Annotated in this window: 18 protein-coding genes; 12 read left to right on the plus strand and 6 right to left on the minus strand. The window is 74.7% G+C overall.

Translation table 11 applies throughout. The annotated features are described in order from the left end of the window. Positions 1-7 precede the first annotated feature (7 nt). Genes ABD158_RS09435 through ABD158_RS09450 form a run of 4 tightly spaced genes read left to right on the plus strand, consistent with a single transcriptional unit; the run spans position 8 to position 3,728 of the window. Entirely contained in the window at positions 8-2,050 is a 2,043-nt protein-coding gene (locus ABD158_RS09435) for a vWA domain-containing protein (RefSeq protein WP_344006440.1), read from the plus strand. A 45-nt stretch (positions 2,051-2,095) separates the two neighbouring features. Then, positions 2,096-2,773 carry an AzlC family ABC transporter permease gene (locus ABD158_RS09440; RefSeq protein ID WP_344006442.1) on the plus strand — a complete coding sequence of 226 codons (678 nt, stop codon included), beginning with the start codon at positions 2,096-2,098 and terminating at the stop codon, positions 2,771-2,773. Then, a complete protein-coding gene (locus tag ABD158_RS09445) occupies positions 2,770-3,090 on the plus strand; it encodes an AzlD domain-containing protein (protein WP_344006444.1) in 321 nt (106 codons plus the stop codon). The genes ABD158_RS09440 and ABD158_RS09445 overlap by 4 nt, the downstream gene beginning before the upstream one ends. Then, on the plus strand, positions 3,087-3,728 hold the full coding sequence (locus ABD158_RS09450; protein ID WP_344006446.1) for an IMPACT family protein: 642 nt from the start codon (positions 3,087-3,089) through the stop codon (positions 3,726-3,728). Before ABD158_RS09445 ends, ABD158_RS09450 begins: the two co-directional genes overlap by 4 nt. A 361-nt stretch (positions 3,729-4,089) precedes the next feature. Here ABD158_RS09450 and ABD158_RS09455 read toward each other — a convergent pair whose 3' ends face one another. Further along, positions 4,090-5,121, minus strand: a complete 1,032-nt coding sequence (locus ABD158_RS09455; protein WP_344006448.1) for an NAD(P)-dependent alcohol dehydrogenase — start codon at positions 5,119-5,121, stop codon at positions 4,090-4,092. Between the two features lie 91 nt (positions 5,122-5,212). Here ABD158_RS09455 and ABD158_RS09460 point away from each other — a divergent pair, with 91 nt between their 5' ends. Beyond that, the gene (locus ABD158_RS09460) at positions 5,213-5,809 is read left to right on the plus strand and encodes a TetR/AcrR family transcriptional regulator (protein ID WP_344006451.1); all 597 of its coding nucleotides are present in this window, start codon (positions 5,213-5,215) and stop codon (positions 5,807-5,809) included. 4 nt (positions 5,810-5,813) lie between these two features. Continuing rightward, on the plus strand, positions 5,814-6,209 hold the full coding sequence (locus tag ABD158_RS09465) for a pyridoxamine 5'-phosphate oxidase family protein (RefSeq protein WP_344006453.1): 396 nt from the start codon (positions 5,814-5,816) through the stop codon (positions 6,207-6,209). 9 nt (positions 6,210-6,218) lie between these two features. Here ABD158_RS09465 and ABD158_RS09470 read toward each other — a convergent pair whose 3' ends face one another. Continuing rightward, positions 6,219-7,571: an ABC1 kinase family protein gene (locus ABD158_RS09470; protein ID WP_344006455.1), complete on the minus strand. Its 1,353-nt coding sequence runs from the start codon at positions 7,569-7,571 to the stop codon at positions 6,219-6,221. A 75-nt stretch (positions 7,572-7,646) separates the two neighbouring features. After that, the gene (locus ABD158_RS09475) at positions 7,647-9,134 is read right to left on the minus strand and encodes a GAF domain-containing protein (protein ID WP_344006457.1); all 1,488 of its coding nucleotides are present in this window, start codon (positions 9,132-9,134) and stop codon (positions 7,647-7,649) included. Between the two features lie 157 nt (positions 9,135-9,291). Here ABD158_RS09475 and ABD158_RS09480 point away from each other — a divergent pair, with 157 nt between their 5' ends. From ABD158_RS09480 to ABD158_RS09495, 4 genes are all read left to right on the plus strand, one after another. Next, complete coding sequence (locus tag ABD158_RS09480; protein WP_344006459.1) at positions 9,292-10,341, plus strand: amidohydrolase family protein; 1,050 nt, start codon at positions 9,292-9,294, stop codon at positions 10,339-10,341. 10 nt (positions 10,342-10,351) lie between these two features. Next, complete coding sequence (locus ABD158_RS09485; RefSeq protein WP_344006461.1) at positions 10,352-11,140, plus strand: iron-sulfur cluster assembly protein; 789 nt, start codon at positions 10,352-10,354, stop codon at positions 11,138-11,140. Beyond that, positions 11,137-12,171 (plus strand): NAD(P)-dependent alcohol dehydrogenase, encoded by a 1,035-nt coding sequence (locus ABD158_RS09490; RefSeq protein ID WP_344006464.1) that lies wholly within the window; start codon positions 11,137-11,139, stop codon positions 12,169-12,171. The genes ABD158_RS09485 and ABD158_RS09490 overlap by 4 nt, the downstream gene beginning before the upstream one ends. A gap of 128 nt (positions 12,172-12,299) precedes the next feature. Next, positions 12,300-12,998, plus strand: a complete 699-nt coding sequence (locus ABD158_RS09495) for a hypothetical protein (protein WP_344006466.1) — start codon at positions 12,300-12,302, stop codon at positions 12,996-12,998. Between the two features lie 41 nt (positions 12,999-13,039). Here ABD158_RS09495 and msrA read toward each other — a convergent pair whose 3' ends face one another. The 3 genes from msrA to ABD158_RS09510 form a co-directional block, all read right to left on the minus strand. After that, positions 13,040-13,687, minus strand: coding sequence for a peptide-methionine (S)-S-oxide reductase MsrA (msrA, locus tag ABD158_RS09500; protein ID WP_344006468.1), 648 nt, complete (start codon positions 13,685-13,687; stop codon positions 13,040-13,042). A gap of 67 nt (positions 13,688-13,754) precedes the next feature. Next, a complete protein-coding gene (locus ABD158_RS09505; RefSeq protein ID WP_344006470.1) occupies positions 13,755-15,350 on the minus strand; it encodes an AbgT family transporter in 1,596 nt (531 codons plus the stop codon). Next, entirely contained in the window at positions 15,347-16,684 is a 1,338-nt protein-coding gene (locus ABD158_RS09510) for an amidohydrolase (protein ID WP_344006472.1), read from the minus strand. Before ABD158_RS09510 ends, ABD158_RS09505 begins: the two co-directional genes overlap by 4 nt. A gap of 48 nt (positions 16,685-16,732) precedes the next feature. Between ABD158_RS09510 and ABD158_RS09515 the strand changes: the two genes are divergently transcribed. Together ABD158_RS09515 and ABD158_RS09520 are read left to right on the plus strand one after the other, a co-directional pair. After that, positions 16,733-17,917, plus strand: coding sequence for a cystathionine gamma-synthase (locus ABD158_RS09515; RefSeq protein ID WP_344006473.1), 1,185 nt, complete (start codon positions 16,733-16,735; stop codon positions 17,915-17,917). Further along, positions 17,904-19,388: a glutamate mutase L gene (locus tag ABD158_RS09520; RefSeq protein WP_344006475.1), complete on the plus strand. Its 1,485-nt coding sequence runs from the start codon at positions 17,904-17,906 to the stop codon at positions 19,386-19,388. Before ABD158_RS09515 ends, ABD158_RS09520 begins: the two co-directional genes overlap by 14 nt. The last annotated feature ends 1 nt before the right edge of the window (position 19,389 follow it).

Here is a 19,389-nt window from a genome sequence, read left to right on the forward strand (position 1 = left end):
GCGCCGCATGAAGGACCGCACCCGTTTCCGCCGGTACGACGGCGGCGACCCGCTCGCCGCGCCCGTGGACCTGGCCGACGCCCTCGACGCCATCGGCGAGGACGTCATGGCCGGCTACAGCCCCGAGGCCGCGATGCGGGAGTTCCTGCGCCGTGGCTCGCCCGACCAGCAGGGTCTCGACGACCTGGCCCGGCGGGTGGCCGAGCGCCGCCGCGAGCTGCTGGACCGCCACGACCTCGACGGCACGCTGCGGGAGATCCGCGAGCTGCTGGACTCCGCGGTGCTGGAGGAGCGCAAGCAGCTCGCCCGCGACGCGTTCATGGACGACGACGACCGCTCGCTGCGCGAGATGACGCTGGAGAACCTGCCGGCCGACACCGCGGCCGCCGTCAGCGAGCTCGCGTCGTACGACTGGGCGAGCGACGAGGCGCGCCGGACCTACGAGGAGATCAAGGACCTGCTCGGCCGGGAGCTGCTGGAGCAGCGCTTCCAGGGCATGAAGCAGGCGCTCGAGGGCGCCACCGACGAGGACCGCCAGGCCATCCAGGACATGCTCGGCGACCTGAACCAGCTGCTGGAGAAGCGGCAGCAGGGCGAGGACACGCAGGCGGACTTCGAGGAGTTCATGGCCAAGCACGGCCAGTACTTCCCCGAGGATCCGAAGGACCTGGACGAGCTGCTCGACGCCATGGCCCAGCGGGCCGCGGCGGCGCAGCGGATGCTGAACTCGATGAGCCCCGAGCAGCGCCAGCAGCTGATGGAGCTGTCGCAGCAGGCGTTCGGCTCGCCCGCCCTCGACGAGGCGCTCGGCCGCCTCGACGCCAACTTGCAGTCACTGCGTCCCGGGGAGGACTGGGAGGGCGGCGAGCAGATGCGCGGCGAGGAGGGCCTGGGCCTCGGTGACGGCACCGGGGTCTTCCAGGACCTCGCCGAGCTGGACCGGCTCTCCGACCAGCTCTCGCAGATGCGGCCCGGGTCGCGGACCTCCGACCTCGACCTCGACGCCATGGCCCGCCAGCTCGGCCCGGAGGCCGCCGTCGACGCCCGCACGCTGCAGAAGCTCGAGCAGGCGCTGCGCGACGGCGGCACGCTGCGTCGCGGCTCGGACGGCCAGCTCAAGCTGACACCGAAGGCGATGCGCCAGCTCGGCAAGGCGCTGCTCAAGGACGTCGCGCAGCGGATCTCCGGGCGCGCCGGCACCCGGGACACCCGCACGGCGGGCGCGGCCGGCGAGCGCTCCGGTGCGACACGGGAGTGGGAGTTCGGCGACACCGAGCCCTGGGACCTGCCCCGCTCCCTGCTCAACGGCATGCAGCGCCGCGCCGCGGACGGCGCCGGGATGACCGGGGGCGCCGGCCCGATGCTGACGGTGGACGACGTCGAGGTGCAGGAGACCGAGGCGCGCACGCAGGCCTGCGTCGCCCTGCTCGTGGACACGTCGTTCTCGATGGCGATGGACGGGCGCTGGGTGCCGATGAAGCGCACGGCGCTGGCACTGCACACGCTGATCCGCTCGCGGTTCCGCGGCGACGCGCTCGAGCTGATCGCGTTCGGCCGCCACGCCGAGACCATGGACATCGAGCAGCTGACCGGCCTCGACGCCCGGTGGGACAAGGGGACCAACCTCCACCACGGGCTGCTGCTGGCCAACCGCCACTTCCGCAAGCACCCGGGCGCGCAGCCGGTGCTGCTCGTCGTCACCGACGGCGAGCCGACCGCGCACCTCGAGGCGGACGGCGAGGTGTTCTTCGACTACCCGCCGCACCCGCGGACCGTCTCGCTCGCCGTGAAGGAGCTCGACAACGCGCGCCGGCTCGGCGCGCAGACGACGTTCTTCCGGCTCGGCGAGGACCCGGGCCTGGCCCGGTTCATCGACCAGATGGCCGCGCGTGTGGACGGCCGCACGGTCGCGCCCGAGCTCGACGACCTCGGCGCCGCCGTGGTCGGCTCCTACCTCGGCTCCCGCCGCGCCGGCCGACCGGGCGGCGCGGCCGGCGGCCCGTCGTACGGCGACTGGTTCGGCGGCCGCGGCTTCTGGGTCGGGGAGTAGCGAGCCGCACACGGCGCCCGGGGCGGCGTCGGGAAGGATGACACCGTGCCCGGCGACCGCGACTCCCTCCGCCGCGGCCTGCGGCTCGGGGTGCCGATCAGTCTGGTGATCGGGCTCGTCGCGATCACCTTCGGCACGATCGGCGTCGACATGGGACTGACGCCGCTGCAGGCCCTCGTGATGTCGGCGCTGGTGTACGCCGCGTCGGGCCAGATCGCCGCGGTGACCGTCATCGGGAGCGGCGGCGGGCTGCTGCCGGCCGTGCTGGCGTCCGGGCTGATGAACTCGCGCTTCCTCGCCATGGGCCTGGCGCTCGCGCCGTCGCTGACCGGCGGGCGCCTGCGCAGGGCGGCCCAGGGCCAGGCGGTCGTGGACACGTCGTGGGCCATGGCCAACAACGGCGACGGCACGTTCGACCGCTGGCTGCTCTTCGGGTCCTCGGCCCCGCAGTACGTCGCCTGGGTGGGTGGGACCGCCCTCGGTGCGTACGGCGGCGGCCTGATCGGCGACGTGGACGCGCTCGGCCTGGACGCGGTGTTCCCCGTCTTCTTCCTCTCGCTGCTGATCGGCGAGCTGCGCGGCAACGGCTCGCGGGTGATCGCGCTCGCCGGCGGGGTCGTCGCGCTCGCGCTGGTGCCGCTGACGCCCCCCGGGGTCCCGGTCCTGGCCGCGTCGGCGGTGGCGCTGGTGGGCCTGCGGCGCCGGGGCGGGGGTGCGCGATGAGCGAGGCCGGTGTGTGGCTGGTGATCGTGGCGGTCGCCGTGCTGACCGCGCTGATCAAGGGCGCGGGTCCGCTGGTGCTCGGCTCGCGGCAGCTGCCGCCGCGGCTGGTGGGGGTGATCGTGCTGCTGCCCTCGGCGCTGCTGGCCGCGCTCGTCGTGACCACGGCCCTCGCCGACGGGCAGGCGATCCGGATCGGCGCGACGGCCGCGGGGGTGGCGACCGGTGGCGTCCTGCTGCTGGTGCGTGCCCCGCTCGTGGCCGCGGTCGTGGCGGCGGTGCTGGTGACCGCCGGCCTGCGGGCCCTGGGCGTGGCGTGAGGGACTCCTACCTCGTCCCGGCCCGCCGGGCGACCGCGGAGACCGAGGTCAGCCGGTCCCGCTTCATCGCCACGGTCGCGAGGGTCGAGGGCGAGAACGCCGCCCGCGCCGTCGTCGACGACCTCCGGCGCACCCACCACGACGCGCGGCACCACTGCTCGGCGTGGGTGCTGGGGCCCGAGGGTGCCCTCGAGCGCAGCCACGACGACGGCGAGCCCGCCGGCACGGCCGGGGCGCCGATCCTGGAGGTGGTCCGCGGCTCGGGGACCTCGGACGTGGTCGTGGTCGTCACCCGCTGGTTCGGCGGCACCCTGCTCGGCGCCGGTGGCCTGGTCCGTGCCTACGGCGACGCGGCGCGCGCCGGCCTCGACGCCGCGGGCACGCGCCGCCGTCGTCTGCTGCACGTGCTGGGCCTGGAGCTGCCCCACGCCGACGCGGGACGGGTCGAGGCCGCGCTGCGCGACGCCGGCGTCGGCGTGCTCGACGTGGCCTGGACCTCGGTCGTGACCCTGCGCCTCGGCGTACGCCCGGACGCGGTGGGCCCGACCCGCGCCCTCGTCGCCTCCCTGACCTCGGGAACGGGCACGCTCGCCGAGTCCGGCGAGCGCTGGGTCGACGCCCCCGACCCCCACCCCTGACCCGTCCCCGCGCCTCGTGCAGCCCGGGAGAGTGGCTCAGCAGGGCGAGCTCCGAGCCGGCGCGAGCTCGCGCCGGGAGGGGTGGTCGAGCTGCGAGGCCGTCCACGGCCGAGCCCCGAGACCCGGCGACCGTCCCGGCCCCACCGCAAGCCGACGACGATGCCGGCTCGGGTGTGGATCAATCGGGTCAGACCATGACCGACTCCCAACCCCTGTCCTGTACCGCCCACCGCGCCACGACCATCGCCGGCCACACCGTCAGCCCCGGCGAAGCCGACACCCTGCTCGGCACCACCGCAGGACACGACACCCTCGACGCCGCCCTGGACCGCATCCTCGACCGCACCCGGGCGGGTGCCGCTCAGAGGTCGGCGGTGTCCAGGACGAACCGGTAGCGCACGTCGTTGCGGGCCAGGCGGTCGAGGGCGGTCGCGACGTCGCGGGCGGGCAGGACCTCCACGTCGGCGACGACGCCGTGCTCACCGCAGAACTGGAGCAGCTCGGCGGTCCGGTCGACCCCGCCGCTGCCCGACGAGCTCACCCGCTTGCGCCCGCGCAGCAGCGACATGCTGTCGACCTGGAGCGGCCCGAGGTAGCCCACCGGGTACAGCACGCCCTCGACGTCGAGTGCGGCGAGGTACGGCGCGAGGTCGTGGTCCACCGCCACGGTGTCGACGACGAGGTCGAGGCTGTCACCCACGGCCGCCATCGCCGCGGCGTCCGAGGAGACGACGACCCGGCTCGCGCCGAGCCGCTCGGCGTCGGCGACCTTGCGCTCGGAGGTGGTGAAGGCGGTGACCTCGGCGCCCAGCGCCGCGGCCAGGCGTACGGCGAGGTGCCCCAGGCCGCCGATCCCGACCACGCCGACACGGGACCCGGGGCCGACGCCGGCGGTGCGCAGCGGCTCCCACACGGTGATCCCGGCGCACAGCAGGGGCGCGACGCCGGCGGGGTCGAGGTGGGCGGGGCGGTGGTGCGTGAAGCGCTCGCGGACGACGTACTCGCCGCTGTAGCCGCCCAGCGTCCGCCCGCCCTCGTGGTCCGGCCCGCCGTAGGTGAGGACGAACCGCTCGCACCAGTTCTCCTGGCCCTCGCGGCACCACCGGCAGGCCCCGCAGGAGCCGACGATGTTGCCGACCGCGACCGGGTCGCCGACCGCGAACCGCGTGACGGCGGCGCCGACCGCGGCGACCTCGCCGACGAACTCGTGCCCGGGCACCAGCGGGAACACGCCCGGGTCGGTGCTGCGGAGGTGGTGCAGGTCGGTGAAGCAGACCCCGCAGTGCGTCACGCGGACGGCGACGTCGTCGGGCCGCAGGTCGCGGCGCTCGATCGTGGTGGGGGACAGGGCGGCGCCCGGGGCGCCGGCGAGCAGGGCGGTGGTGCTGCGCATGTCGCGCTCCTAACAGACTGGTTGGTTTGTTCTGTCGACCGTAGCCCGCCGACGCGTCAGAAGCAACTGAACAGTTGGTTATGATGCGCCCATGAGCGAGCACGTGCCGGCCACCCCGAAGGGCGCGGCGACCCGCCGGCGCATCCTCGACGCGGCCCTGGCGGAGTTCGCGGCGCACGGCCTCGCCGGTGCGCGGGTGGACCGGATCGCGGAGCAGGCCAGCAGCAACAAGGCCCAGATCTACGCCTACGTCGGGGGCAAGGACCAGCTCTTCGACGCCGTGTTCTTCGAGTCCCTGCACCGGATCCTCGACGACGCCCCCATCGACGCCGACGACCTCGCGGACTGGGCCGTGCGCCTGTACGACGACTACCTGCGCCGCCCGGACCTGATCCGGCTCGCGACCTGGCACCGCCTCGAGCGTCGTCCCCACGGCCTCCTGGTCGACGACCAGGAGCGTCTCGACGCCGGCAAGATCGCCGCCATCGCGGCCGCCCAGGAGCAGGGCCGGGTGCGGGCGGGGGACCCCTTCGACGTCATGGCCCTCGTGATCGCGATGTCCGTGGCGTGGTCGCCCGTCAGCGGGGTCTGGGCGGCGACGGCCGACGAGCCGGAGGCCGTCCACGCGGCACGACGCGACCTGCTGCGCCGCGCCGTCGCGGCCGCCGTGGCCCCCGACGTACCGTGAGGCCATGAGCAAGCCGGTGCCCCTCGACGACCTCGCCGACGCGATCGCCGAGCACCCGCCCGGCTACCTCGTGACCGTCGGTGCCGACGGTCGCGTCAAGGCCGTGACCGTCGAGCCGCGCGTCGAGGACGGCGTGGTCGTCGTCGACGGCCCCGGGAAGGGCTCGACCGCCAACATCGCCGACCGGCCCGCGGTCACGCTGATCCTGCCCCCGGCGCAGCCGCGGGGCTTCACGCTGCTCGTCGACGGCACCGCCGAGGTCGTCGACGGCCCCGACGGTCGGGCGCTGATCACGCCGACGACGGCCGTGCTGCACCGTCCCGCCCGGCACGCCGACGGCGGCACGACGGGCGGTACGACGGGCGGCACGGACTGCGGCCACGACTGCACGCCCGTCTGAGCCGGCCCCTCAGTCCTCCGCGTCGGCGAAGCCGGGCAGCCACTCCGCCAGGATCGCGTGGAACGGCGCCTCCGCCTCCAGCTGGCACAGCACGCCGATGCCGCCGAGCCACGTGCGGTGGATCAGCAGGTACGACGGCGGCAGGTTCAGCTTCAGCGCCACGTTGAACGCCGGGTTGCGCGGGTCGTTGATGCGCTGGAACACCTCGCGCATCCAGGCTCGGCTGAAGCGGAAGCGCTCCACCTGCGTGGGCACGATGAACGGGCTCAGGTAGTCGAGCACGAGCGCGGGGTCGATCGTCACGCCGTCGCGAACGAAGCCCTCGCGCCGCAGGCCCTCGAGGAGCCCGACCTCGTCGTTCTGCCCGCCGATGCGGATCAGCGAGCCCATCGCGCGGGGCAGCCCCGCCTCCGGCAGCCGCGCCACGGCGCCGTAGTCGAGGACGCCCAGGCGACCGGGACCCCCGTCGGCGGCGGGGATCACCCGGTAGTTGCCGGGGTGCGGGTCGGCGTGCAGCATCCCGGTGCGGGAGGGACCGGAGAACAGGAAGCGGCTGAACAGCTCCCCGTAGTGGTCCCGCTCGTCCTGGGTGCCCTCGGCGATCGTCCTCGCCAGGGAGTGCGCGGAGTCCATCCACTCGGTGACCAGCACCGTCTCCCCGACCTCGACCACGTCGGGGACCACGATGTCCTCGTCGTCGCGGAACTCCTCGGCGAACACCCGCTGGGCCTCGGCCTCCAGGGCGTAGTCCAGCTCGTCGGTCGAGCGCTCCTGCAGCTCGGCGACGAGCGGCCCGAGCTCCATGCCGGGGAACAGGGGCCCGACGCTCTTCGCCAGCCGGGCCAGCGCCTTCAGGTCCGCGCGGAGGTTGGTCGCGGCGTCCGGGTACTGCACCTTCACCGCCACCTCGCGGCCGTCGTGCCAGGTCCCGCGGTGCACCTGTCCGATCGACGCGGCCGCGGCGGGCGCGCCGTCGAGCCGCACCAGCCGGTCCTGCCAGTCGGCGCCGAGCTCGCGGGCGAGGATCTCCCGGACGGTCCGCGTCGCCATCGGGGGAGCGGCGTCCTGCAGCTTGGTCAGCTCGTCGCGGTACGGCGCGGCCGCGTCCTCGGGCAGCGCGGCCTCGAGGACCGACAGCATCTGGCCCATCTTCATCGCCCCGCCCTTGAGGGTGCCGAGCGTGCGGAAGACCTGCTCCGCGGTGCGCTGCTGCACCTCGCTCATCACCGCCTCGGCCGGGCGGCCCCCGAGGCGCTTGCCGAACCCCACGGCCCGACGCCCCGCGTAGGCGGCGGGCAGGGCGGCGAGCCGCGCCGTGCGGGCCGCAGCCTTGCGTGAGAGGTCGCGCGGCGAGTCAGCCATGTCCCCAGTGTGCCCAGCGACACCTATCCGTACGCCGACCGGCGCGCGGGCGGCGTACGGACGAGCGGGCACCGCTCACCGGTGCGGCAGCCGGATGCCGTAGCGGGAGACCTTCCGGTAGACCGTCGCCCGCGACATGCCGAGCTCGTCGGCGGCCTCCTGCATCGACGTGCCGGCTCGCGAGAGGACCCGCACGAGCTCGTCACGCTCGAAGGACTCGATCCGCGAGAGCCGCGGCCCGCTCGGCGTGAGCACCGAGGTCGGCAGGTGCCGCACGTCGACGAGGTCGGTGCGGGTCGCGGCGGTGCGCACCGCCGCCACCAGCTCCGTGACGTTGCCCGGCCAGCCGTGGTCGGCCAGCGCCCGCTCGGCGGCGGGGGAGAAGGCGACCTCCCGGCCGCGCGCCCGCAGCGCGTGGTGTCGTGCCAGCGGCAGCACGTCACCGGCCCGCTCCCGCAGCGGCGGCAGCTCCAGCAGCGTCTCCACGAGCCCGGTCAGCGGTGCCGGCACGTCCTCGAAGCGCTCCGCCGTCATCGACAGCGCGACCCCGGGGCGTCCGTCGGAGCGGGCCGTGGCCCGCGCCGCCAGCACGAGGTCGCGCAGCCGCTCGGCCGCCCACACCGGCAGCGTGTCGACCCCGCACACCACGATCGAGGTGTGCGGCTTCGCCAGCTCGGGGCTCCACAGGTCCAGCCACGCCTCGGCGTCGGCCGGGGCGGGGGCGCTCGCGGCCAGGATCCGACCCCGCGGGAACAGCTGGCGCTCGGCCTGGGCCAGGAGCGTGGCCCGGCCCACGCCCGGCTCGCCGACGGCCAGGACGATCCGCCCCTCGCGCAGCGCGGTCACCGCCCGTGCGGAGACCTCCGACCACGTCCCGCCCAGGTCGGCCAGCGTGCCCGCACCGGGCTCGAGGCGGGGCGCGGTGACCCGGAACAGCGGTGAGCGCGACGCCGACCGCTGCTGCTCGCTGCCCGCCCGCGCCAGCATCAGCGCCGACGTGGTCGCCGCCGCGGACTGCGACAGGGCCAGCAGCAGGTCGCTGCGCTCGCGCGACCACGTCGTCAGGTTCACCGCGCCGAGCAGGTGCCCCGTGCGCGGGTCCTGCACCGGCGTCGCCGCACAGGTGTACGCCGCGAGGCTGTGCGAGTAGTGCTCCTCCGCCCGCACCACCGTCGGCAGGCGGTCGGCCAGGGCCAGCCCGAGGCCGTTGGTGCCGGCCTCCCGCTCGGCGTAGGAGAACCCGGGGGCGAGGTGGACGGCGTCGAGCTCGCGCAGGAGCGCGTCGTCCCCGGAGCGGCGGTCGAGCACGACCCCGTCGGCGTCGACGAGCATCAGGCTCACCGGCTCCGCGCCCAGGGTGCGGTGCAGGTCGGCGAGCACCTCCGCGCCGCAGCGGTGGAACAGGGAGGTCTCCTCGACCCGCCCCGAGAACACGGGCTGCACCTCGTCGGCGGGGACGCCGTACTCCTCGCTGCGGAGCCAGGAGGCGCGCAGCCGGGCGGGCACCTCCTCGCCGCAGGAGCAGTCCACCGGTGTGTGCCGGGTGAGGTGGTCGTGGCTCATCGGTCCCCCAGGGGCCCGCGGGGTCCGACCCGCGGCTGTGACCGAGGTTACGTCTCAGAGTGAGACAGCACGAGACCTCGACCGGCCCTCGAGCAGACGTAGCGTCCGTCACGTCACCGCGTGACAGCCGTCACGCGCGTTTTCCCCTGGAGGTCACATGTACACCAAGGACGGCGAGAAGTACTTCATCGTCGACGCCCACATCGCCCTGTGGGACGCGCGGCCGGAGAACCAGAAGAACATCCACGGCAAGCAGTTCATCGACTGCTTCTACGACTACCACCGCAACCTCTCGCCCGAGTCCGAGGTGTGGTCCTACGAGGAGTACCTCTACCAGGGCGGCGAGCGCCTGATGAAGGACATCTTCACCGACGGCCACGTCGACCACGCGATCTTCCAGCCGGCGTACCTCCACGAGTTCTACGAGTCCGGCTTCGGGCAGTCGCAGGAGGCCTCCGCGCTCGCGGCGAAGCACCCCGACAAGCTCACCTACAACCACAACTTCGACCCGCGCAACGGCGAGGCCGGCCTCGACCAGCTGCGCGCCGACGCGGAGAAGTACGGCCTGAAGGGCGTCAAGCTCTACACGGCCGAGTGGCACGGCGACTCCCGCGGCTGGAAGCTCGACGACCCGTGGGCCTACCGCTACTTCGAGGCCTGCCGCGAGCTCGGCATCCGCAACATCCACGTCCACAAGGGCCCCACCATCCGCCCGCTGGACCGCGACGCCTTCGACGTCGCCGACATCGACCACGTCGCCAGCGACTTCACCGACCTCAACTTCATCGTCGAGCACGTCGGCCTGCCGCGGCTCGAGGACTTCTGCTGGATCGCCACCCAGGAGCCCAACGTGCACGGTGGCCTCGCGGTCGCGATGCCGTTCATCCACACCCGCCCGCGCTACTTCGCGCAGATCATGGGCGAGCTCCTCTACTGGATCGGCGAGGACCGCATCCAGTTCTCCTCGGACTACGCGATCTGGACCCCGAAGTGGCTCGTCGAGCGCTTCGTCGACTTCCAGATCCCCGAGGACATGAGCGAGTACGCCCCGATCACGACGGCGCAGAAGAAGAAGATCCTCGGCCTCAACGCCGCCAAGATGTACGACATCCACGTGCCCGAGGAGCTCCGGCTGCCCGAGGACGGCGCCACCGACACGGGCCCCCGCGACACCGCCGCGGTCGACCCCGACCTGCAGCCCGCCTGAGGAGGAGCACGTGACCAGCACCCTGACCCCCGAGACCGGCACGCGCCCGAGCCGGGCCGAGGTGATGTCCGCGCTGGACGTCGTCCTCGACCCGGAGCTGGACGAGCCGATCACCGACCTCGGCTTCGTGCAGTCGGTGGAGGTCCGCGACGACGCCCTCGAGGTGCACCTGCGCCTGCCGACGTCATTCTGCTCGCCGAGCTTCGCCTACCTCATGGTCTCCGACGCCAAGGACGTCCTGACCGCGCTGCCCGGGTACGACGCCCCGGGCCGGGTGGTGGTCGAGCTCGACGACCACCACGACTCCGACCGGATCAACGCCGGCCTCGCGGCCGACGCGGGCTACCGGGGCACCTTCGGCCACGAGGCCGAGGACAGCCTGGAGGAGCTGCGGGCGATCTTCCGTCGCAAGGCCCACACGGCGGCGATGGAGCGGTGCCTCACGGCGCTGCTGCGCGCCGACGAGGACCTCGCGGAGGCCGACCTCGGCACCGTCGTGCTCGGCGACCTGCCCGACGACCACGCGACGGGCGCGCTCCTGCGTCGTCGCGAGGCGCTCGGCCTGCCGCTGGGCCCCGACGCCGTGGTCATGGTCGACGCCGACGGCACGACGTACGCGCCGGAGCAGGTGCCGATGGCCCTGCGCCGGGCCCGCTCGACGCGCATCTCCATCGACGGCAACGCGCACTTCTGCCGCGGCCTGCTGGCCACCCGGTACCCGGGCTCCGACGCCGACCAGGCGCCCCGCGAGCCCGAGACCTTCTTCCCCCTCACCACCCTCAAGGAGCAGCTCCGATGAGCACCATGCGCGCCGTCCGCGTCGTCGGCTACCACCAGGACCTCCGGATGGAGGAGGTCCCGGTGCCGGAGGTCTCCGGCCCGATGGACGTGGTGGTGAGGATCGGCGCGGCGGGCGTGTGCCGCACCGACCTCCACATCCTCGAGGGGCAGTGGGAGGAGAAGTCCGGCGTCACGCTGCCCTACACGATCGGTCACGAGAACGCGGGCTGGGTGCACGCCGTCGGCTCCGGGGTCACCAACGTCGCCGAGGGCGACAAGGTGATCCTGCACCCGCTCGTCACCTGCGGCCTGTGCCGCGCGTGCCGCTCGGGCGACGACGTGCACTGCGAGGGCAACCGCTTCCCGGGCATCGACTCCGACGGCGGGTACGCCGAGTACCTGCTCACGACCGCCCGGTCCGTGGTCAAGCTCGATGACTCCCTCGAGCCCGCGGACGTCGCGGCCCTCGCCGACGCCGGCCTCACGGCCTACCACGCGGCGGCGAAGGCGGCGAAGCGGCTGACCCCGCGCGACAGGTGCGTCGTCGTCGGCGCCGGGGGGCTCGGCCACATCGGGATCCAGGTCCTGCGGGCCCTGACCCCGGCCGAGCTGATCGTGGTCGACCGCAACCCCGACGCGCTCAAGCTCGCGCTCGACATCGGCGCCGACCACGGCGTGGTCTCCGACGGCACCCACATCGACCAGGTGCTGGAGCTGACCGGTGGGTTGGGCGGCGAGGTGCTCGTGGACTTCGTCGGCGAGGGCGGGGCGACCAAGGAGAACGTGCAGATGCTCCGCCGGGCCGGCGACTACCACGTGGTCGGCTACGGCGAGAACATCGACATCCCGACCATCGACATCGTCTCCACCGAGATCAACATCGTCGGCAACCTCGTCGGGTCCTACAACGACCTGTGCGACCTGATGGCCCTGACGGCGCGGGGTGCGGTGACGCTCCACACCCAGAAGTACGCGCTCGACGACTTCCAGACCGCCATCACCGACCTCGACAACGGTCGCGTCCGCGGCCGGGCGATCCTGGAGCCCTGAGGACCGCGTCCCGGCCACGACCGAGCGCCCCGACCTCCCGCGGGTCGGGGCGCTCGGTGCGTCTGCGGCAGCGCGTCGACGCTTCGCGACGCCCGATCCTCCCGCGGGAGCCGGGCTACCGTGGCGGGATGCGCCTCGCCGACGCCGCCCTCGCGGGATCCTGCGCCGCCTTCGTCCTCATGCCCACGGTCGGGCAGCGTCTGAGCGAGGGCGAGGGGTACGGCGAGGGGCCGCGGAGCCCCCTCCAGCCGCCGGGCTTCGCCTTCGGGATCTGGTTCCCGATCTTCGCCCTGGCCGCGACGGACACCGTGGCGCGCCTCCGTGACCCCCGCCCGGACGACGAGGCGACACGGTGGCCGCTCGCGTCGGCGTACGCCGGCAACGCGGTGTGGGCGCTGCTCGCGCAGACGGGTCGCCACCGCGTCACGCCGGTCGCCCTCACCGCGGCCGCGACGTCCGCCGCGGTCGCCGTGCGTCGGCTGGCCGGCGGGGGTGCGGGTCGCGGGACGACCTCCCGGACGGCGGGCCTCCTGCTGGGCTGGACGACGCTGGCCAGCGCGATCAACGTCAGCGCCGAGGCCCGTCGTGACTCCGCGCACGAGGACGGCACCCGTGCGACCGCCCTGGACGTCGCCTCGCTGACCACGGCGGGTGCGGCGCTGGGGGCGCTGCTGCGCGACCAGCCGCCCGGCGGTGCCGCGGCGACGACGGCCGCGACCTGGGGTGTGGCGACCACGGCGCTGACCCCGAGCCGCCCGAGGCTCGTGCGGGTCGTCGCCGGTGCCCTCGGCGCGACGCTGGTGGGGCTCGCCGCGCGTCGCCGCTGAGGCAGGGGCACCGGGTCCGTCCGGGCGGTCGGGGTCCGGCGTCAGGCGGTCGCCGGGAAGCGCACGCCGGTGTTGGCGTGGCAGCGGTAGCCGAACGGGTTCTTCGCGAGGTACTGCTGGTGCTCGTCCTCGGCGTAGTAGTACTCGCCCGCCGGGGCGATCTCCGTCGTCACGTCACCGAGGCGCTGACGGGTGAGCTCCTCGTCGTAGACCGCGGTCAGCTCGCGGGCGACCCGCTCCTGCTCGGGCGTCGTGAAGTAGATCGCCGAGCGGTACTGGCTGCCCACGTCGTTGCCCTGCCGCATGCCCTGGGTCGGGTCGTGGATCTCGAAGAACCGCTTCACGAGGTCGGCGTAGGAGACGACCGACGGGTCGAAGACCAGGCGCACGGCCTCGGTGTGGCCGGTCCGGCCGGTGCAGACCTCGCGGTATGACGGGTACGGCGTGTAGCCACCGGCGTAGCCGACCGAGGTCGACCAGACGCCCGGGATCGCCCAGTAGATCTCCTCCGCCCCCCAGAAGCAGCCGAGGCCGAAGATGGCGACCTCGTGGCCGTCGGGCACCTCGTCGGTGCGGATCGGGGCGTCGAGGACGGCGTGCTTCGGCGCGAGGTGGACCCACTCGCGCTCCTGGCCCTTCAGGGCGTCCTCGGGGGCGACCATCGTGCTCTTGTTGCCGAGACCGAACATCGGCGCTCACTCCTTCACGTCGGGGGACCTGCACCCGGCACAACGCCCGGAGGGGGCGAAAGCATCCCTACTCGACGGGGGAGTCGAGGTAGGTGCCGTTGCCCGGACCCAGCGGCCAGTCGAGGCCGACGAAGACCAGCAGCACCAGCGACCAGGCGACCCAGAACGGCACGACGAACGGCAGCATCCGCGCGATCAGGGTGCCCAGACCCGCCTCGGGCTCGTAGCGGCGCACGAACGTCAGCAGCACCAGCATGTAGGGGTTCAGCGGGGTGATGATCTGCGTGGCGGAGTCACCGATCCGGAACGCCGCCTGCACGAACGCGGGCTCGTAGCCGAGGATCCCGAACAGCGGCACGAACACCGCCGCCATGAGGGTCCACATCGAGGACCCCGAGAAGATGAACAGGTTCAGCAGCGAGCACAGCAGCACGAAGGCGAAGATCACGACCAGCCCGGTCAGCCCGACCGACTCGAGCGCGTCCGCCCCGGCCACGGCCAGCGCCGACCCCACGCCGGACCAGTCGAACAGCGCGATGAACTGGCCCATCACGAACGCCAGCACCAGGAACGGCGTCATGTCGCGGATCGAGTCGCCCATCAGGCGCGGCACGTCCCCGAAGCCCGCCACGGTCCCCGCGACGCGGCCGTAGACGTAGCCGCCGAGGGCGAAGTAGGCGAACACCACGAAGACGATCGAGTCGAGCAGCGGCGAGGCGGGCAGGAACCCTCCCGCCGCGTTGCGCCACGGCGAGGCCGGCACCAGGACCGCCACGAGGACCACCGCCGTCAGCACCCCCAGCGCCAGGAGCGCGCGCCGCAGGCCGCGCCGCTCGGCGTCGTCGAGGGTCGTGGAGCGGGCGTGCTCGTGGTCGTGGTCGCCGTCGAGGTCGCCCGCGTCGCGGTGCTCCTCGGTCGGCACCCCCTGGCGGACCAGCCGCGGCTCGACGACGCGGTCGATGACGAAGCCCGCGACGAGCGTCAGCACCACGGAGGACACGAGGTTGAAGAAGTAGTTCGACAGCGGGGTCACCGGCGCGGCGACCCGCTCGAGCGCGGGCACGGCGGGCACGACGGCGTTGGTGATCCCGGCGAACAGGGCGTCGAGCGAGGTCGGCACGAAGCTGGTCGAGTAGCCCGCCCCGGCCGCGGCGAAGCCACCGACCAGTCCCGCGACGGGGTGACGCCCGGCCGCGGCGAAGGCCAGCGCCGCCAGCGGGGGCACCACGATGAAGATCGAGTCGGACATCACCGAGCCGCCGACCCCGAGGAGCCCCACCGCGTACGGCAGCGCCCAGCGGGGCGCCGCGCCCATCGTCGAGCGGATGCCCGCCGCCAGGAAGCCGCTGCGCTCCGCGATCCCGATCGCCAGCAGGATCGTCACGACCGTGACCAGCGGCGGGAAGTTGATGAAGTTGGGCCCGAGGTTGGCGGTGAACCACGTCAGGCCCTCCCCGGTGAAGAAGCCGCGGACCGCGGTCGGCTCCTCAGCGCCCGGCACCTCGACGGTCACGTCGGCCAGCGCGAGCCCGCTCGAGACCACGGCCAGGACGCCGAACAGGATCAGGAACAGGTTGAACGGCTGCGGCAGGCGGTTGCCGGCCCGCTCGACCCCCGTCAGCAGCCGGTCCCCCCAGCCGTGCGCGGCCGTCCGCCCGCTCACCCGAAGAACCCCGCCACGTCGAGGGCGCCGCCCGCGGCCTCGAAGTCCTCGCGCACGGCCGCGGCCAGCTCGTCGTCGGCGAGCAGGTCCAGCGCGACCGCGGCCAGGCCGTAGGCGCCGTCGACGGCGGCCCGGGCGGCGGCGGGGGAGCGCGAGGCCGCGGCGAACTCCACGGTGTGCAGCGCGGCGTCGAGGTCGGCGATGCCGATCAGCGGGTGGATGCCGGGCAGCCGGTAGCTGACGTTGCCGAAGTCGGTGGAGGCCGCGAACGTCTCCGAGACCACCCCCGGCGGGTACGGCGAGCGGCCCCGCCGCTGCTGGGCCACCGACCACCGGCCCGTCAGCGGCCCGTTGGCCCGCACCGGCAGCGACGGCGGGTGGGTGTCCCACGCGACGTCGACCTCCACCCCGGCCATGCGGGCGGCGCCGTGCAGCACGTCGTCGACGCGGCGCGACAGGTCGGCGAGGGTCTCGGGGAAGGGGGAGCGGACGTAGAGGTCCATCCGGGCGCGCGACGGGATCACCGAGGCCCGGTCGCCGCCGTCGACGATCACGGCGTGCACCCGGTCGACCGGCGGCGTCTGCTGCCGCAGCAGCCCGATGCCCTGGTAGGCCAGGGACGCCGCGTCGAGCGCGTTGCGGCCGGCGAACGGGCTGGCCGACGCGTGCGCCGAGGCCCCGGTCCAGGTGGCGCTCAGCACCCGACGACCCAGCCAGACCTGGTCCGCGACGTCCGCGCCGTAGGGGTGGACCATGACGGCGGCGTCGAGCCCGTCGAGGGCGCCGGCGCGCGCGAGGTACTCCTTGCCGGTGTGGCCCTCCTCCGCCGGGCAGCCGAGGAGGACGACCCGCCCCTCGACCCCCGCGGCCGGCAGCGTGGCCCGCAGACCGAGCACGGCGCCCACCGCGGTGGCGGCGATGACGTTGTGGCCGCACGCGTGCCCCAGGCCCGGCAGGGCGTCGTACTCGGCCAGGACGGCGACGGTGCGGTGGCGAGCGGGGTCGAAGCCGGGCGTGACCACCTCGGCGCGGACCGCGGTCGCCAGGCCGTGGACCCCCACCTCGGCCGCCAGCCCGTGGCGCCGCAGCAGACCGGCCACGGCGCCGGCCGAGCGGACCTCCGCGAAGGCCAGCTCGGGGTGGTCGTGCAGGTCGGTCGCCAGGGCGACCAGGTCGTCGCCGAGCCCGTCGACGTGACCGGCCAGCGCGGCGTGCGCCGCCTCCGGCGCCCCGGCGTACGCCGAGTCGAGGGGCCGGGCGGTCGCCGCGCGCCGCGCCGTCTGGGCGGCGAGGACGTCGAGGTAGGCGTTCGGGACGGCGGAGGAGTCGGCCACGGGGGTCACCGTACGGCCGCGCGGACGGGGCGGCGATAGCCTCGCGTGGTGACCGGACAGGCGAACGAGCAGGCGAGCGGACCCCAGCACGACAAGGCCGGCTTCGAGACCCGTGCGATCCACGCCGGGTGGGAGCCCGACGCGGCGACGGGCTCGGTGATCCCGCCGATCTTCGCGACGTCGACCTACCGCCAGGACGGCGTCGGCGGGCTGCGCGGCGGCTACGAGTACAGCCGCTCCGCCAACCCCACCCGGACGGCGCTCGAGACCACGATGGCCGCCCTGGAGCAGGGCGAGCGCGGCTTCGCGTTCGCCTCCGGCCTGGCCGCCGAGGACACCCTCGTGCGCGCGACCTGCGCGCCGGGCGACCACGTCGTCCTGCCCGACGACGCCTACGGCGGCACGTTCCGCCTCTTCGACTCCGTCGAGCGGGCCTGGGGGCTGGCCCACACCGCGGTCGCGGTCGCCGACGTCGACGCCGTCGCGGCCGCGATCGAGCCCGGCCGCACCCGGCTGGTCTGGCTCGAGACCCCGACCAACCCCGTCCTCGGGATCGGCGACATCGAGGCCCTCGCCGCCGTCGCCCACGACGCGGGCGCGCTGCTCGTCGTCGACAACACCTTCGCCTCGCCGTACCTGCAGCAGCCGCTGACCCTCGGCGCCGACGTCGTCGTGCACTCGACGACCAAGTACGCCGGCGGCCACTCCGACGTCGTCGGGGGCGCCCTGGTCGTGCGCGACGCCGGGCTCGCCGAGCGCATCGCGTTCCACCAGAACGCGATCGGCGCGGTCGCCGGCCCCTTCGACTCCTGGCTGGTGCTGCGCGGGCTGAAGACCCTCGCCGTGCGGATGGAGCGCCACTGCGACAACGCGGAGCGGGTGGTGGAGTTCCTCTCCGGCGACCCCCGGGTCGCGGAGGTCATCTACCCCGGGCTGCCCTCGCACCCGGGCCACGAGGTCGCCGCGCGCCAGATGAGCCGCTTCGGCGGGATCGTCTCCTTCCGCCACGCCGGCGGCGAGCAGGCCGCGCTCGACACCTGCGCCCGCGCCGAGGTGTTCACCCTCGCCGAGTCCCTCGGGGGGATCGAGTCGCTCATCGAGCACCCGGGCCGCATGACGCACGCCTCGGTCGCGGGCACCGACCTCGAGGTGCCGGCGGACCTGATCCGGCTCTCGGTCGGCATCGAGACCGCCGACGACCTGATCGCCGACCTCGACCGTGCCCTCGGCTGAGGCGGGACCCGCCGGGGGCGGGCCCGGGGTCGTCGTCTGCGTCGACCTCGGCTCGACCTTCACCAAGGGCCTGCTGGTCGACCTCGCCACCGGCGACGTGGCCGCGGTGGCCAGCAGCCGGACGACGGTCGGGACCGACGTGATGGACGGCTTCGACGCCGTCGTCGACGCGCTGGCCGCGGCGGACCCACGCACCTCGCGGGCGCTGCGCTCCGGCGCGGTCCGGGCCTGCTCGTCGGCGGGCGGGGGGCTGAGGATCGCGGTCGTCGGCAACGAGGCGCTGGTGACCGCCGAGGCGGGCCGCCGGGTCGCGCTGTCCAGCGGCGGCAAGGTGGTCGCGGTGCTCGCGCTCTCCGAGGACGCCCGCGGGGAGGACCTGGCGGACGCCCGCCCCGACGTGGTCCTCCTCGTCGGGGGGACCGACGGCGGCAACCCCGCGGCGCTGCGCCAGGGGGCGGCGCTCGTCGCCGGCGCCGCCTGGGAGGGGCCGGTCGTCGTCGCCGGCAACGTCGAGGTCCGCGACGAGGTCGTCGCCGGGCTCACCGCCGCCGGCCACGCCTGCGTGGCGGCCGACAACGTCGTGCCCCGCATCGGCGTGCTCGCCCCGACCGGCGCGCGCACCGCGGTGCGCGAGGTGTTCCTCGCCCACGTCATCGGCGGCAAGGGCCTGTCGAGCCGGCCCGACTTCACCGCGCTGGTCCGCGGCGCGACCCCCGACGTCGTCCTCACGGGCGTCGAGCTCGCGGCCCGCGGGACCGCCGAGGACGCGGGGGCCGGGGACCTGGTCGTCGTCGACGTCGGCGGCGCGACCACCGACGTCCACAGCGTCGTCGAGATCGACCCCGACAGCACCGGCGGCGGGGAGGCCAACGGCGGTCTGTCCCGCGAGGTCGTCGCCCCCACGCCCCTCACCCGGACCGTGGAGGGTGACCTGGGGATGCGCTGGTCGGCGCCGGACACCGTGGTCGCGGCCGGCCTGGCCGACGACGCCGGTCTCGTGGCCGCGGCCGCGGCGCGGCGCTCCGAGCCCGGCCTGCTGCCCGCCGAGGGCCCCGCCGGGGAGTCCGAGCGTGCCGTCGACGAGCGGCTCGCCGCCGCGGCGGCGGGCCTGGCGCTGCGCCGCCACGCCGGCCGGTCCCGGGTCTTCACCGGCCCCGACGGCCGGGTGGTCGAGCGCTCCGGCACCGACCTGCGCGAGGTCCGGGTCCTCGTGGCCTCCGGCGGGGTGTTCCGCCACGGCCGCCCGGGCGTCGAGACCCGGGTGCTGGCGGACAGCACCGGGGAGGCCGGCGCCGAGGGCGGCTGGCAGCTGCCGCAGCGCCCGCGGGTCGTCGTCGACTCCGACAGCCGGCTCGCGGCCGTCGGCCTCCTCGCGGCCGACCACCCCGCCGCGGCCCTGCGCCTGGCGCGTGGCCTGGTGGGCCCCCCGCCCGGGAGCGCGGGTGCGGGGGACCGGCCGGATCGTGAGTAGC

It is taken from the genome of Nocardioides lentus (assembly GCF_039529515.1).
In the GTDB taxonomy this organism is placed as follows: domain Bacteria; phylum Actinomycetota; class Actinomycetes; order Propionibacteriales; family Nocardioidaceae; genus Nocardioides; species Nocardioides lentus.

Coding starts and splice junctions, on each gene's coding strand:
- ABD158_RS09480 (WP_344006459.1), top strand. CDS start 9,292: ATGTACACCAAGGACGGCGAGAAGTACTTCATCGTCGACGCCCACATC.
- ABD158_RS09455 (WP_344006448.1), bottom strand. CDS start 5,121: ATGCGCAGCACCACCGCCCTGCTCGCCGGCGCCCCGGGCGCCGCCCTG.
- ABD158_RS09470 (WP_344006455.1), bottom strand. CDS start 7,571: ATGGCTGACTCGCCGCGCGACCTCTCACGCAAGGCTGCGGCCCGCACG.
- ABD158_RS09490 (WP_344006464.1), top strand. CDS start 11,137: ATGAGCACCATGCGCGCCGTCCGCGTCGTCGGCTACCACCAGGACCTC.
- ABD158_RS09435 (WP_344006440.1), top strand. CDS start 8: ATGAAGGACCGCACCCGTTTCCGCCGGTACGACGGCGGCGACCCGCTC.
- ABD158_RS09475 (WP_344006457.1), bottom strand. CDS start 9,134: ATGAGCCACGACCACCTCACCCGGCACACACCGGTGGACTGCTCCTGC.
- ABD158_RS09495 (WP_344006466.1), top strand. CDS start 12,300: ATGCGCCTCGCCGACGCCGCCCTCGCGGGATCCTGCGCCGCCTTCGTC.
- ABD158_RS09445 (WP_344006444.1), top strand. CDS start 2,770: ATGAGCGAGGCCGGTGTGTGGCTGGTGATCGTGGCGGTCGCCGTGCTG.
- msrA (WP_344006468.1), bottom strand. CDS start 13,687: ATGTTCGGTCTCGGCAACAAGAGCACGATGGTCGCCCCCGAGGACGCC.
- ABD158_RS09465 (WP_344006453.1), top strand. CDS start 5,814: ATGAGCAAGCCGGTGCCCCTCGACGACCTCGCCGACGCGATCGCCGAG.
- ABD158_RS09460 (WP_344006451.1), top strand. CDS start 5,213: ATGAGCGAGCACGTGCCGGCCACCCCGAAGGGCGCGGCGACCCGCCGG.